Origin of the sequence: Agrobacterium sp. AGB01 (assembly GCF_014851585.1) — a bacterium.
Classification (GTDB): domain Bacteria; phylum Pseudomonadota; class Alphaproteobacteria; order Rhizobiales; family Rhizobiaceae; genus Agrobacterium.
This window is the reverse complement of record NZ_JACVAB010000001.1, coordinates 879,523-893,429: the sequence shown is the minus strand read 5'-3', so window position 1 is coordinate 893,429 and position 13,907 is coordinate 879,523. Positions and strand designations below refer to the sequence as shown.

Annotated in this window: 11 protein-coding genes; 4 read left to right on the top strand and 7 right to left on the bottom strand. The window is 54.8% G+C overall.

What is annotated here, in order from left to right:
* Positions 1-234: 234 nt before the first annotated feature.
* The gene (locus IB237_RS04210) at positions 235-615 is read right to left on the bottom strand and encodes a hypothetical protein (protein WP_192487328.1); all 381 of its coding nucleotides are present in this window, start codon (positions 613-615) and stop codon (positions 235-237) included.
* A gap of 177 nt (positions 616-792) precedes the next feature.
* Between IB237_RS04210 and IB237_RS04205 the strand changes: the two genes are divergently transcribed.
* A complete protein-coding gene (locus IB237_RS04205; RefSeq protein WP_192487327.1) occupies positions 793-2,454 on the top strand; it encodes an alpha/beta-hydrolase family protein in 1,662 nt (553 codons plus the stop codon).
* Positions 2,455-2,488: 34 nt separating this feature from the next.
* Here the strand turns inward: IB237_RS04205 and IB237_RS04200 are convergent, their stop codons facing one another.
* The gene (locus IB237_RS04200) at positions 2,489-3,328 is read right to left on the bottom strand and encodes an SDR family oxidoreductase (RefSeq protein ID WP_192487326.1); all 840 of its coding nucleotides are present in this window, start codon (positions 3,326-3,328) and stop codon (positions 2,489-2,491) included.
* 138 nt (positions 3,329-3,466) lie between these two features.
* On the opposite strand from IB237_RS04200, the gene IB237_RS04195 reads away from it, so the two are divergent.
* Positions 3,467-3,841, top strand: coding sequence for a helix-turn-helix domain-containing protein (locus IB237_RS04195; RefSeq protein ID WP_192487325.1), 375 nt, complete (start codon positions 3,467-3,469; stop codon positions 3,839-3,841).
* A gap of 5 nt (positions 3,842-3,846) precedes the next feature.
* Here IB237_RS04195 and IB237_RS04190 read toward each other — a convergent pair whose 3' ends face one another.
* Positions 3,847-4,278 carry an Lrp/AsnC family transcriptional regulator gene (locus IB237_RS04190; RefSeq protein ID WP_192487324.1) on the bottom strand — a complete coding sequence of 144 codons (432 nt, stop codon included), beginning with the start codon at positions 4,276-4,278 and terminating at the stop codon, positions 3,847-3,849.
* Positions 4,279-4,396: 118 nt separating this feature from the next.
* Between IB237_RS04190 and IB237_RS04185 the strand changes: the two genes are divergently transcribed.
* Positions 4,397-5,503, top strand: coding sequence for a saccharopine dehydrogenase NADP-binding domain-containing protein (locus tag IB237_RS04185; RefSeq protein ID WP_371815252.1), 1,107 nt, complete (start codon positions 4,397-4,399; stop codon positions 5,501-5,503).
* Between the two features lie 53 nt (positions 5,504-5,556).
* Here the strand turns inward: IB237_RS04185 and IB237_RS04180 are convergent, their stop codons facing one another.
* From IB237_RS04180 to IB237_RS04165, 4 genes are all read right to left on the bottom strand, one after another.
* Positions 5,557-7,020 carry a YdiU family protein gene (locus IB237_RS04180; RefSeq protein ID WP_192487322.1) on the bottom strand — a complete coding sequence of 488 codons (1,464 nt, stop codon included), beginning with the start codon at positions 7,018-7,020 and terminating at the stop codon, positions 5,557-5,559.
* A 74-nt stretch (positions 7,021-7,094) separates the two neighbouring features.
* Positions 7,095-8,294 carry a low temperature requirement protein A gene (locus tag IB237_RS04175; RefSeq protein ID WP_246787639.1) on the bottom strand — a complete coding sequence of 400 codons (1,200 nt, stop codon included), beginning with the start codon at positions 8,292-8,294 and terminating at the stop codon, positions 7,095-7,097.
* Positions 8,295-8,321: 27 nt separating this feature from the next.
* Positions 8,322-8,600, bottom strand: a complete 279-nt coding sequence (locus tag IB237_RS04170) for a hypothetical protein (RefSeq protein WP_192487320.1) — start codon at positions 8,598-8,600, stop codon at positions 8,322-8,324.
* A gap of 94 nt (positions 8,601-8,694) precedes the next feature.
* Positions 8,695-11,874 carry a bifunctional diguanylate cyclase/phosphodiesterase gene (locus tag IB237_RS04165; RefSeq protein WP_192487319.1) on the bottom strand — a complete coding sequence of 1,060 codons (3,180 nt, stop codon included), beginning with the start codon at positions 11,872-11,874 and terminating at the stop codon, positions 8,695-8,697.
* 248 nt (positions 11,875-12,122) lie between these two features.
* Here IB237_RS04165 and IB237_RS04160 point away from each other — a divergent pair, with 248 nt between their 5' ends.
* Positions 12,123-13,838, top strand: a complete 1,716-nt coding sequence (locus IB237_RS04160) for a glycoside hydrolase family 32 protein (protein WP_192487318.1) — start codon at positions 12,123-12,125, stop codon at positions 13,836-13,838.
* Positions 13,839-13,907: the final 69 nt, after the last annotated feature.

Sequence of the window (13,907 nt, the reverse complement as noted above, 5' to 3'; positions counted from 1 at the left end):
CACCCCGCCATGACCAATAGGAGGAATGCCAATGACATCGACAATTCCCCATGATGTTGCACAGCGTCTAGAAGATGAATGGCGTCAGATGCGCGATCTGGGATCGAAGCAAAAGCCGGCTACGTCGAGCAAAAAGTAATATTTTGTAAGTTTTCGTAGGGGGCACGTAGTGCCCCTTACTTTATTAGATTTGCCGCCCTCAGTTGACGGTAAATGGTGCGTCGGAACGACACATCAAATCTCTCTGTCGATTTTCCGGAATTGTTTGGCACCGTTTCTAAAACCGGTGCGCGGGCCTTCAGAAGGCGTGCTCGTCAACGTGACGTTGAAGCATTCATCGAAGCTGAATAACCGCCAATCAGGAATGGGTGGCGTATTGCTTTCACCATCGACTTGCCAAGCGCTCATCGCTGGCCGAAATGCCGTTGTCGTTCCAACAGTGTGAACTTCGACAACCCTCGGAAGGCCTTCATATGTCATCGACAAACACATGCCGCGGTCAATCGCCTCAATAGCCATCAGACGATTGTTGGCGGCCTCGGCCACGTTCTTCGGCTTGTTGGTCTTTATCTTGTGTGAATAACTTCCACCCCAAGGTGACGTTCGTTTGGCCATTGCCGGATTCCTCTAGTTCAACAGAAAAACCGTCTTACCATAAGCGCGTCTCATCGTGAGGACTTTAATCACCGGACCACATTCCTGCCCGCTATTGATTATTACAGTTATCTGTTGGCTTTCGCCAAACACCCGTAATAGACTTGCGGACATGACGAACAGGATTTTGAAACCCTCATGAATTTTCAATTCCTTAGGAATAGTCTCCGTTCTCTTTCAATCACCGGCATTCTGATTGGCACGCTGTTTTTCTGCGTGTCGCTGACGCCAAGCTTGCTACCCCGGACCTATGTCATGCAGGGGGCACTGTGTGGATTTGCCTTCAGCACCGGTTACATGATCGGTGTCTTCCTGCACTGGGTGTGGGCCTATCTGCAATTGCCGGAACCGAACCGCCATCAGGCGCGGGGCATACGGTTTCTCATTTCTTTTGCAAGCCTGGTCACCGCGATCTTTTTCTTGTGGCAGGCAGCCGAATGGCAGAACTCCATTCGTATATTGATGCAGCTTCATCCGGTTGATAGTGCACATCCGACCAAAACCGGCCTGATCGCTGCGGCTATCAGCATTGTTCTGATTGCCGCCGGTCGCCTTTTCCAGTTTATCCTGCGGTTTACGTCGCAGCGTAGTGGCCGTTTCCTGCCGCGCCGGGTGGCGAATGTTGTCGGCATCGCAGTTGCCGTGTCGCTGTCATGGATGGTGGTCAACGGTATCATTTTCGACATCGGCCTCCGAGCGCTGGATTCATCATTGAAACAGTTCGACTCGATGATGGAGCCAGATGTTGCCCGACCGACAGATGCCAGCAAGACCGGCAGCAGCGCTTCTCTCGTCAGCTGGGAAGGGCTTGGCAGACGCGGCCGTGAATATGTGGCAACCGGCCCTTCGAAGGCAGAAATCGAAGCTTTCACCACCAAACCGGCGATGGAACCCATCCGCGTCTATACCGGCTTGAACTCAGCCGAGACACCGCAGGACCGAGCAAAACTGGCGCTTGAGGAATTGAAGCGCCAAGGCGGCTTTGAACGCTCAATGCTCGCCATCATCGTGCCAACCGGCACCGGCTGGATCGACCCTGAGGCAGTCGACACGCTCGAATATCTGCACCATGGCGATACGGCTAGCATCGCCGTGCAATATTCCTATCTCTCCAGCTGGCTGGCGCTGCTGACCGAGCCGGATTACGGCATCGAAACCGGCCGGGCGCTGTTTCAGGAGGTCTATGGTTACTGGACCACACTGCCAAAAGACCAGCGTCCCAAACTCTACCTGCATGGGTTGAGCCTTGGCTCGCTGAACTCACAAAAATCCTCCGATCTTTATGATGTTCTTGCCGATCCGTTTGACGGTGCGCTATGGAGCGGACCACCCTTTTCCAGCACAACATGGCGCATGGCGACCAACGGCCGCGAACCGGGTTCGCCGGCATGGTTGCCACGCTTCCGGGATTCGTCGGTCATCCGCTTTGCCAACCAGACCACCACGGCGGAAATGCCAGACAAGCCATGGGGACCGATGCGGATTGTCTACCTGCAATATGCCAGCGACCCGATTACCTTCTTCGAGCCATCGGCGCTTTATCGCCGTCCCGCATGGATGGACACGCCGCGAGGGCCGGATGTGTCGCTGTCGCTGCGCTGGTTCCCTGTCGTGACACTTCTGCAATTGGGACTTGATGTCGCCTCTGCAACAACGGCACCGATGGGTTATGGCCACGTCTACGCGCCGGAGCATTATATTGATGCCTGGATACAGGTGACACAGCCAGAAGGCTGGAACGCGGAAGAGACGGAGCGGCTAAAGGGGTTTTTCATTCAGCGGCGCAGTCTGACAGAATAGGGCAGAACAGCTCTGCCCTATCTAAGGTCTTCGCTTAGGCTTTGAGTGTCGCGAGATTGTCGGCGATGTAGGTTTCCAGCGAACGTGCAGGTTTACCTGTCAGCGTTTCAACATCACCGGTCACACCTGACGTCCAACCCTGACGGACCGGATAGAAGATCGAGGTGAGGAATGTTGCGTAATCCTCCGGTACACCAACACCGGTCAAAAGGCCGATAAAGGCCTCGTCACTCAAGGTCAAATAGGTCACCGGCTTGCCGGTTGCCTTAGAGATAAGTGCAATAGCGTCAGCATAACCCAATCCTTCAGGCCCGGTCAGGTTAAACGCCTTGCCATCAAAATTGCTTGTGGTGAGTGCTGCGGCTGCACTGGCGGCAATGTCCCGCACATCGATGAAACTGGACTTGCCATCATCGGCGGGAACCGAGACCTGACCGTGGTCGATGCCTGCCTTCCAGTAAGTGTGGAAATTGTCCGAGAACCAATTGGGCCGCAGGATGACATAAGGCACACCCGAATTGATGATGGTCAGTTCCACCTGCCGGTAAGGAATGCTGTCATCGGCATCGACACCCAGCACGCTCTGGAAGACGATTTTGACATTGCGGCTGATAGCAGCCTCAATCACCGGCAATAACTTGCCCTTGGCATCGACATAACCACCCGCCAGCATGATGTAGGCACGATCGACGCCCTCGAAAGCCGGGCCGAAGGTTGCCGCGTCATCGTAATCAAACCGCACGGCTTCCGCACCATCAATAGCGTTACCGGAGCGGGAAGCGGCCTTCACGCTTTCGCCCTTGTCGAGCAACAGCTTGACCAGCGGTTTGCCGACGTTTCCATTTGCCCCCAATACGAGAACCTTGCCTGCCATTTCAAAACCTCTTAGTATCCGTTAGAAACTATGTGTGCTTGAGATACATACTTTCATCACGAAAGTGGCGAAAGAGAGCACTTTAAAGTCACATGGTTTCCATCAGGAAACCGGGGACCGTGCCAAAGCGGTGTTGAGATGGAACATGTCTATGATGTCTACGAGGATCGCTGCCCCACCCGTATGGTGCTGGACAGGCTGGCCGACAAATGGGCGCTGTTGATCCTGGACCGGCTGCGCTCCAAGACCGTGCGCTTCAACCATCTGCGACGGGACATCAAAGGCATTTCGCAGAAGGTTCTGTCACAGACGTTGAAAAAGCTGGAGCGTGACGGCCTCGTCAACCGCGAGGTCTTCCCCACTGTCCCGGTGACCGTGGAATATTCACTGACACCGCTTGGGCTGACGTTAAATGAAACCGTTGCGGCGCTGACCCATTGGGCGGAAGGCAATATAGAAGCGGTGCTTGCGGCGCAAAAAGCCTATGATGACAATGCTGCCGAGAAAAACTGAACGCTTCAGCGCGAAATCCGGGTCGACAGAATAATCGACGACAGGGTTCGCTCGACCCCATCGATTGCGCCGATGCGATCAATCAGGCTGTCGAGATCGGCAATGGATGGGGCTGCCAGTATGGCAATCAGATCAAAGGTGCCGCTGACAGAGTGTAGTGTCGTGACTTCGCTGATCGCGGCGAGTGCCGCCGTCACCGCCGGCAGGGATTTGGGCGCGATGGTGATAAGCACATGCGCCCGCACCAGCCCGCTGCGATAGGCATCCGACAGCCGAAGGCCGTAACCGGCAATCACCCCATCCGCTTCCAGACGCTCGATCCGGGCCTGTACCGTGGTGCGTGACAGGCCAAGTTTGCGCGCCAGTTCCGTCACCGGCATACGGGCATTTTCACTCAATAGCGCCAGCAAAGCGCGATCCTTGTCGCTTACCGTCATATTGCGCAATCCTGTCGGCATTATGCGTTATTTATTTCGTCTATATGAAACATATGCAGCTACGAATCGACAAGAAAAATCGGCATTCTGTTAAAAAATTGCATCATCCTGTGGGGAAATAAAAATGAAAAACATTGTCGTCGTTGGCGCTGGAAATATTGGCTCTGCCATTTCATGGATGCTGGCAGCCACGGGTGATTACCGGATTACCGTTGCGGATCGTTCTACAGAACAGTTGGCCAATGTGCCGGCCCATGAGCTGGTTGAAACCAAAGTTGTCGATATTACCAACCGTACGGAACTTGAGGCCTTGCTCAAAGGTCAGTTCGCCGTTCTCTCAGCCGCACCGTTTCACTTGACCTCGGGCATTGCCGAAGCGGCGGTTGCAGTCGGCACACATTATCTCGATCTGACCGAAGACGTTGAATCCACCCGCCGGGTCAAGGCACTTGCGGAAACCGCCAACACCGCGCTCATCCCGCAATGCGGGCTGGCACCCGGTTTCATCTCCATCGTGGCTGCCGATCTCGCTTCCCGTTTCGACAAACTGGACAGCGTGCGCATGCGGGTTGGTGCCCTTCCGCAATATCCGTCCAATGCGCTCAACTATAACCTGACCTGGAGCACCGACGGCCTGATCAACGAATATATCGAACAGTGTGAAGCGATTGTCGAAGGTCGTTTGACCGCCGTTCCTGCTTTGGAAGAGCGCGAAGAGTTCTCACTGGATGGCGTGACCTATGAGGCGTTCAACACCTCGGGTGGCCTTGGTACACTCGCGGCGACGCTCGAAGGCAAGGTGCGCACCATGAACTACCGCACTATCCGTTACCCCGGCCATGTGTCGATCATGAAGGCGCTGCTAAACGACCTCAACCTGCGCAACCGCCGCGAGGTGCTGAAGGACCTGTTTGAAAATGCCCTACCTGCGACCATGCAGGACGTGGTGATTGTGTTCGTGACTGTTTGCGGCACGCGCGGTGGCCGTTTCCTTCAGGAAACCTATGCCAACAAGGTCTATGCCGGCGCCGTATCAGGCCGCATGATGAGCGCGATCCAGGTCACCACAGCCGCCGGCATCTGCACGGTCCTGGATCTTCTGGCCGATGGCACCCTGCCACAGAAGGGTTTCGTGAAGCAGGAAGAAGTTGCTCTGCCCAAATTCCTAAACAATCGCTTCGGCCACTATTATGCGCCGCATGACGGTTTGGCGAAGGTCGGCTAAAGCTGCACAATCGGGGGCGATGACTTTTCGCCCCCAAGCTGCTTGCGCTGGACTTAAGTCCCGCAGAATGTCCTGAACACTCGCTCATGGCCCATTGGCGGCTGCATGTAGACGGAAAATTCCGGCAGTTCTTCAAACGGCTTGGCAATTGCCTTCAACATGTCGCGGAAGGGTTCAAAGTCACCATCCTCGACTGCCGCCGCAATCAGTTCCTCAATGCGGTGGTTGCGCGGAATGATTGCCGGGTTGGTGGCGCGCATAGTGACCACCCGTCCTTGCGGTGACGTAACTTCGCGCCCTGCCCGTTCTTTCCACCGCGCAAGCCACGTATCAATCGAATGCAGATCAATAAACATACTGCGGAAAGGCTCGACGTTACCCTCGGCGGCATCGCACAGCCGACGAAAGGCGAGTGTGAAATCGACCTCACCCAGCTTCATCTGCTCCAGCAAATCCTGCACCAGCGCTTCGTCATCGTCCTCTTCATTGTTTAAGCCAAGCTTCTGGCGGAAACCGCTGAGCCAGCGTTGCGGGAAAGTTCCGGCAAAATCTGCCAGCACGCCATTGGCCATCTCGGCTGCTTTTTCGACATTCTCATCCAGCAGCGGCAGCAGGCATTCCGCCAGCCGGGCAATGTTCCACTGGGCGATACCGGGCTGGTTGTTGTAGGCGTAACGCCCCTGCGCATCGATGGAAGAAAACACCTTCATCGGCTGGTATTCATCGAGAAAGGCACAGGGGCCGAAATCGATGGTTTCGCCCGACACCGCCATATTGTCAGTGTTCATCACGCCGTGAATGAAACCGACCATCAGCCAGCGTGCAATCAGTTCGAGTTGGCGTGCGGCAATGCCCTGCAGCATGGCAAGATATGGGTTTTCTGCCTGTCTGGCGTGCGGATAGTGGCGATCAATGACGTGATCGGCCAAGGCCTTGATGGCCTCATTGTCTTCTCTGGCGGCAAAAAACTGGAATGTGCCAACGCGGATATGGCTTGCGGCAACGCGGGTAAAGACACCGCCCGGCAGACCGGTTTCACGCTGCACCCGCTCGCCTGTCGTCACAGCGGCAAGCGCGCGTGTTGCGGGAATGCCAAGCGCATACATGGCTTCCGAGACAATGTATTCGCGCAAAACCGGCCCAAGCGCCGCGCGCCCGTCCCCTCGCCGAGAGAACGGCGTACGGCCCGACCCTTTCAGCTGGATGTCGCGGCGTTTGCCGGATGTGTCGACCACCTCACCCAAGAGGATTGCACGGCCATCCCCAAGCTGCGGCACAAAGCCGCCGAACTGGTGGCCAGCATAGGCCATGGCCAGAGGCTCGGAGCCCTGCAGAATGGTGTTGCCGGAAAAAATCTGCGCCAAGCGCACATTATCGGCATCGGCGAGATCCGGCACCAACTCCTCGGCGAGTGGCTTGTTAAAAGCAATAAGCTGCGGCGCTTTCACCTGCGTTGGCATGACCGCTGCGCTAAACCGTTCGGGCAAACGGGCATATGAATTATCGAATTGGGTCAAGGTTTCACTCCCTGCGTTTGCCTCTATATGGGGCTTGTCAGGCAAAGATGCGAGAGGATTTCACCCACACAGCGTCATGCAGCGGAAACGGTGACTGAACGCCGGCGAACAACGAGATACTCCCATATGGCGACCATCAAAAGCACGGCGGCACTGGCAATTTGCAATAGATAAAGCGGCAGGCCCGGCAGGAAGAGCAAGCCGACCAAAATGGCAATGCCGACAAAATGCGAAACTGACCGCATATGGGCCGAGGCCATTTTCACACCGATCGCTCCGGCCAGAAACAGGACCGGCCCACCGATGATGGCCAGCGTCTGGCGCAGCGTCGCTTCGTCATGGCTATGCGACAGGCTGAAATCTTCCCCCACCGCGGTTAAGATGATGCCCGCGACGATCGGCAAATGACCGTAATTAAACAGGCTTTGAGCGATCTTTTCCGGTTCCGCAGCGCCATCCACCTTTTCGGACACCCGCTGCTGCGCATAATCAAAATAGATCCACCACATCAGCACCGTGCTGGAAAAGGCGCAGAAGAATACAACGAAAGTCAGGCTGGAATTCATATGTTCCGACGCAGTGCGCCCAGTCGTCAGGATGGTTTCACCCAGGCAGATGATGACGAAAAGCGCACAGCGTTCAGCCAGATGTTCGCCCGACAGCCCGAGCTTTTCTTCACCACCGGTTTGAAGACCCGGTACGTAATATTTTACCAGCGGTCCTGCATATTCTACCACAATGGCAAGCGTCCACAGCACTATGCGCAGGTGTAGTTCGGCTAGTCCCCCGGCAAACCAGAACAGGCTTGAAAACACCAGCCACACCGCCATACGCGCAAAGATGCGATAATTCTCGTCATCAACGCCTTTGAACACATAGAGCGCAAAACATGTCCTGCCGATCTGAATGGCGCTGTAGATGGCTGCAAACACCGTGCCCTGTTCGGCAAAGGCTTCTGGGATGGCAATGGCCAGCAGAATTCCGCCAAACATCATGGCAAACAGCAGCAGCCTGACCACTTCCTTTTCGGTGTTCAGCAGGTTGGTCAGCCAGGTGGTGTTGATCCACAGCCACCACACCGCAAGGATAAGGATTGCCGCTTCGACGAGTGCCGTCGTACCGAAATCTTCTGCCAGCGTGTGCGACAGTTGGATAAGCGCAAATACGAACACCAGATCGAAGAACAACTCAGGGAATGTCGCCTTGCCGCCTTCCTGATCCTCACGTTTCAAAAGCCCAGCTTTTGCCGGCTCTTTCGCCTTTGTCTTTTTCATGATGTGCCCCCGCATGCCGCTTGTCGTTTATTGCACTGCTGCGTCAGCCAGATCATTTCTTTCAAGCGTAGGGTTTTCCCGGCCGGGAAACTGCATGGCATTTGCCGGATCGGTGTAAAAACGCGAGCCGACAAGACGAACGCGCTTGCCTGCAACATCGGTAATGTAATGAACCTCACCCGTGGCGGCGGTCACAGCTTGGTTTTTCTGGGCTGGTGGGCTGACAGCTTTCATGGATTGGGAAAAAGCGGGAAGTGAAGTGGCTGTCAGGGTGATTGCCGCAAGACTTATCGACAGCCAATTCATATCTGTTCTCCACACATGATGAGATTTCACGCATGAAGAACAGCAAAGGGAAAATTTTGTTCCATCGCCGAGATGAAGGCCGGCAGCGGATCGATCAGGACGCCTTTGAAAGAACATCCAGCGACGGTTTGTTTTTCAATTGCGGGATTTCATTGAGCAGTTCGCTGACCTGATTTGTCGTCAAAGGTCGCGCCATCAGGAAGCCCTGAACCTCGTTACACTGATCAGCAGTCAGCATGACAAGCTGCTCGTTGGTTTCGACACCTTCAGCGGTGACGGACAAGCCAAGCGCCTTGCCGAGACCGAGGATGGCCTGAATGATCGAGCGTGCACTATCGCTGGAATCGATGTCGGAGATAAAGCTGCGGTCGATCTTGATCACATCAAATGGGAAGTTGCGCAGATAGCTCAGTGAGGAATATCCGGTTCCGAAATCGTCCATTGCGAGCTTTATGCCCAGCGCCTTCAAATCCCGCAGCACGTCGTTGGCGCGCTCGGCATCCTCCAGCAGCACCCCTTCGGTGATTTCAAGTTCCAGCAGATGGCCAGGCAAACCGCTTTCCAGCAGGCAGGATTTGACCTTGTCTACAAGCCCGGCATCTCGGAACTGAATGGGCGATACGTTGACGGAAACGCCGATACTGTCCCATTGTGCAGCAGCATTGCAGGCAGTGCGCAATATCCATTCACCCAGCGGAACGATCAGACCGTTCTGTTCGGCAATGGAAATGAAGTCCATCGGGTTGATACGACCATGTTCCGGGTGCGCCCAGCGAACCAGTGCTTCCACGCTGCGGATCGTTCTCTGGCGCGTATCAAATCTTGGCTGGTATTCGAGATAGAAGTCGCCAGCCGTCAGGCTGTGACGCATGTCTTCGGCCAGCTGACGCTGTGTGCTGATCTTCTCATTCATGTCGGATGCGAAAAAGCTGTAATGCCCGCGACCATTTTCCTTGGAGCGGTACAGGGCCGTGTCGGCCATCCGCAACAACTCATCCGGTGTCGTCGCATCGGTTGGCGCGATAGCAATACCGATTGACATGCCAATGCTCACCTCACCACCATCGTGACGGATCGGCTGAGTGACAGACTTGTAGAGATTTTTGCAGAATGGCTCGATCTCATCCATCGTCATTCCCGGTGCGGCAATAACGAATTCGTCACCTCCGATACGGGCAACAAGCTGGTCGTCCTTCAATGCGCGGCGCATACGGTCTGCCACCTCACCCAACACCCGGTCACCGACATGGTGGCCATATGTATCGTTGACCGGCTTGAAGCGGTCGAGGTCGATGTAGAAAACCACCATGCTGGCTTCCGGGCCACCAAGGCAGGCATTCATGAAGCTGGAAAGCTTGGCGCGGTTGGGCAGCGACGTTGCCGCATCATGGTTGGCCTGACGGCGAGCATCTTCGAAGGCTTCGGCCAGGGCAACATTCGAGCTGACATCGGTGGCGTATTTGATGACCTTGACCGGCTTGCCATCGAGATCGAGAACGGGGTTATAGGAGGCCTGGATCCAGATTTCGCGGCCGTCTTTGCCCAGACGCTTGTACATGCCCGAATGATAAGCACCGGTTCGCAGCAGATCCCAGAACTCGACATATTCTCGGCTGGCAGCAAATTCCTTTTCAACAAGCGTCGCGTGGTGTTTTCCATCCAATTCATTGGCTTCATAACCGAACATGTTCAGGAAGTTTTGATTGGCCTCGGCAACCGTACCATCGAGGTTAAACACGATGACACCCTGCGAGCGGTGGATGGCGTTGATCTGGCCAACATGATCGGCATGCATCATTTTGTCAGCGGTGACGTCGGTCGCATATTTGACGATTTTAAACGGCTTACCGTTCATGTCGAGAATGGGATTGTAGGTTGCCTGCAGCCAGATCTCGCGACCATCCTTGCAGATGCGGCGATACTCACCCGCGCAATGATTGCCCTCTGACAGCTTTTTCCAGAAGGACTGGTAGTCCTCAGTTTTGGTATACTCCTCATCCACGAACATGCTGTGGTGCATGCCGCGTACGTCGGAATAACGGTAACCGGTGGCATCAAGGAAGTTTTCGTTGGCATCGATGATCGTGCCGTCGAGCTCGAAGGAAATCACACATTGCGCGTTGTGGATCGCAGCAATCTGACCCTGATTATCGGCCTGCAACAAACGTTCATCAGTGACCACAGAGGCGTATTTCACCACCTTGACCGGCTGGCCATTGGTGTCGAAAATCGGATTGTAGGTCGCCTGCAACCAGACCTCCTTGCCGTCCTTGCCGATGCGGCGGTACTGGCCGGAGCGATGGTGCCCCTTGCGAAGGTCCTGCCAGAAGGCGGCATATTCGCCGCTATGCGCATAAGATGGCTCAACGAAGATGCGGTGATGACGTCCGCAAATTTCGTTTTCCGTGTAACCGGTCGCTTCCAAAAACAGGTCATTGGCATCCAGAATAGTGCCGTACATATCAAAAGTTATGACAAGGTTTGACTTGTGGATGGCGGTAATCTGCCAGCTGTAATCGGCTTGACGCAGCTTTTGCTGGGTAATGTCCGTGGCGTATTTAACCACCTTTGTCGGACGTCCAGCAGGGTCTAGTACCGGGCTGTAAACCGCCTGCAGCCAGACTTCATTGCCATCCTTGTTGATCCGGCGGCATTCCCCCACGCGGTGTGCGCCGTTGGAGAGTTCCTCCCAGAAAGCTTTGTATTCTGTACTTTCCCGCTCTTCCTGCTGGATGAAAATCGAGTGGTGCTGGCCAAGTATCTCCTGTTCCTCATAGCCCATGGCATTGAGGAAGATTTCATTGGCACTGAGAATGACGCCGCTGAGCGAAAAATGGGCAACGGCTTGAGTCTTGTTAATGGCGATGATCTGGCTGCGCTCGTCCGCTTCGCGGGTCTGCTGCTCAGTCACATCCTCAACGATCTGCACGATTTCAGTGATTTGGCCACCGTCGTTCTGCAGCGGCACATAACGCGAATGTAGCCAGATTTCATGCCCGCCATTGGTGATGCAAAGCGAACGCTTTTCAGCGATCTTGCCAGCGCGCAGATCTTCCCAGATCGCGTTCTGTTCTGTGCGCTGGTAACTTTTGGACAGGAACATGGTTTCCTGCTGGCCTATCAGGTCAGGTAGTTCATATCCGGTGATGCGCAAAAACCTGTGATTTACAGCCTTGATCCTGCCATCCGGTGAGTACCGAACCGTAGCAAAAACCTGATTAAGCGCACGTAACTCGGCATGCACTTCAGAGGTTTTATTAGTAATGACAGACATTTGTTCTACCGGATAAAAGTGAAATTTCGGCACCTTTATAGTCCATGACTATCTAAACAAATGTAAACCCTTGTATCTCCACGATAAGTTCAACTTCTAAGTTAATGAAACATCTATGATGTGCCGCAAACATAGCGTCGTGGTTGCGGCAACATGCGCGCGTTGAAACCACGTAGCCTTTTTCTTGCTGAACTTTTGCGCCTTAGTTTCGTTGTCTAAAGTTAGACACAGACGAGAAAGGACGCCGAATGAACGACACATCCTTGCCCATCGAAGCAGAGAGCGCCATTCGCACCATCCACCTCGACCTACCTGTCAACACGACATTCCACATATGGCTGAAGGCCAAAAAAGAAGATGAAGCAGGTGCCGTTGCCTTTTCCAATGCCAATGGGAAATTTGCCGAAGTTTCCAGTTCCAATACCGACGAATATTCATTTCGTATCTACCAGATTTTCGGCGGCGGCCATGTGGAACTGAACTATGACACGGCGCTAACGGCCGTTTCGGTCATCTACTGGTTTACGGCCTCCGACGTACTGGAAACCGGCATTACCGTGGTTCACACCAAGCCGGACAATGCCGCCCCTGACATATCAGGCAGCTATCATTTCCGCCCACCCTTCGGCTGGATGAACGACCCCAACGGTTTTGGTCGTTTTGAAGGGCGACCGCACCTGTTTTATCAGCATTATTCACACGGGCTGCACTGGAATACCATGCATTGGGGCCACGCGGTTTCATCCGATTACTTGCGCTGGCGGCATCTGCCTATCTTCCTGTTCCCATCCGAGGAACTGACCGCGAAACCCGACAAGCGTGGCGGGGCCTTTTCCGGCACCACCATTCCGCTTGCCGAAGGACCGGGCATTCGTGTGTTTTTCACCGAGCAAGAATTGGGGCGCGAGCCGGAACATCAGATTCAGCTAACCGCCATTTCACATGATCTGATCATGGCTGGACAGGCCGACGTTATTCTCGCCACTCGCCCGGCAAATGAAGGTCTGACGCCCGACTTTCGAGACCCATATGTGTTCAGGGGACCGGATGGCATCTGGAAAATGCTGCTTGGTAGCCAGAGCGATCAGGGCGGCGTTATCCTGCTTTATGAAACACAGGATCCGACCGCCGCTTCCGACTGGACCTATGTTGGTAAATTGCTGATCGAGACCCGCTACAAGACGACGGCCATCGAGTGTCCATGCCTGTTGCCACTGGATGGGCCGGTGACCGGGCGTGCCACGCGCTGGGTACTGATTTATGGCCTGATGCACAGCGAGGATGCGCAGACCGGTCGCAAGAACCTGACCATGGCCGATGTCGGCTGGTTCGACGGAAAAACCTTCATCAAGTCCTTCGGACAGGAACTGGATTTCGGCACCGACAATTATGCGTTTCAAGCCTTTCTGGATGGCGATACCGCCGTTGGTATCGGCTGGTTGGCCAACTGGTGCGATGCAAGCCCGGAAATCGATTTTCCCACCGCCATGACATTGCCAAGGCGACTGCACCTTGCCGGTGATGCCTTGTTGACCCCTCCGATTGGTGCGGCTGAAAGCCTGCGCAGTCAAATTCTCGACCGCACCCGTTTGGCGGCTGGCGAACGCGTGACATTTCTCAGCGGCGCCATCGAACTGCTTTTCGAAACATCGGAAGCCGGTCGACACTTCGATCTGGAACTTGAACATCCCACCTTGCGCCTCGGTGTCGTGTGCGATGACACCGGGCTGTGGATCCGTCACGAGGATAAAAGTGGTGCTCCATCCCCGCATTATTTGGCGCGGGATGCGAGACCTTCCCGCTTTCGTATTTTCCTCGATTTCGGCTCGATTGAAGTGTTCGCCGACAGGGGACGCTGGGTCGGCACTAAACGGATCGACGGCTTTGCCCCGGTCAGTTCCGCATTGTTGCACGCGCCTGCCGGTTCAGTACAACACGCAACCGTATGGGCCCTCAAACCGTAGTCTTTTAAATTTCATCCACCCTGCATTGAATTAGATTGCGCGACAATAACTTCTGATTATTATCCTCGC

Bases quoted from the DNA above. Each gene is read 5' to 3' on its own strand.
- IB237_RS04210 (WP_192487328.1), bottom strand. From the start codon at position 615: ATGGCCAAACGAACGTCACCTTGGGGTGGAAGTTATTCACACAAGATA.
- IB237_RS04205 (WP_192487327.1), top strand. From the start codon at position 793: ATGAATTTTCAATTCCTTAGGAATAGTCTCCGTTCTCTTTCAATCACC.
- IB237_RS04200 (WP_192487326.1), bottom strand. From the start codon at position 3,328: ATGGCAGGCAAGGTTCTCGTATTGGGGGCAAATGGAAACGTCGGCAAA.
- IB237_RS04195 (WP_192487325.1), top strand. From the start codon at position 3,467: ATGGAACATGTCTATGATGTCTACGAGGATCGCTGCCCCACCCGTATG.
- IB237_RS04190 (WP_192487324.1), bottom strand. From the start codon at position 4,278: ATGACGGTAAGCGACAAGGATCGCGCTTTGCTGGCGCTATTGAGTGAA.
- IB237_RS04175 (WP_246787639.1), bottom strand. From the start codon at position 8,294: ATGAAAAAGACAAAGGCGAAAGAGCCGGCAAAAGCTGGGCTTTTGAAA.
- IB237_RS04170 (WP_192487320.1), bottom strand. From the start codon at position 8,600: ATGAATTGGCTGTCGATAAGTCTTGCGGCAATCACCCTGACAGCCACT.
- IB237_RS04165 (WP_192487319.1), bottom strand. From the start codon at position 11,874: ATGTCTGTCATTACTAATAAAACCTCTGAAGTGCATGCCGAGTTACGT.
- IB237_RS04160 (WP_192487318.1), top strand. From the start codon at position 12,123: ATGAACGACACATCCTTGCCCATCGAAGCAGAGAGCGCCATTCGCACC.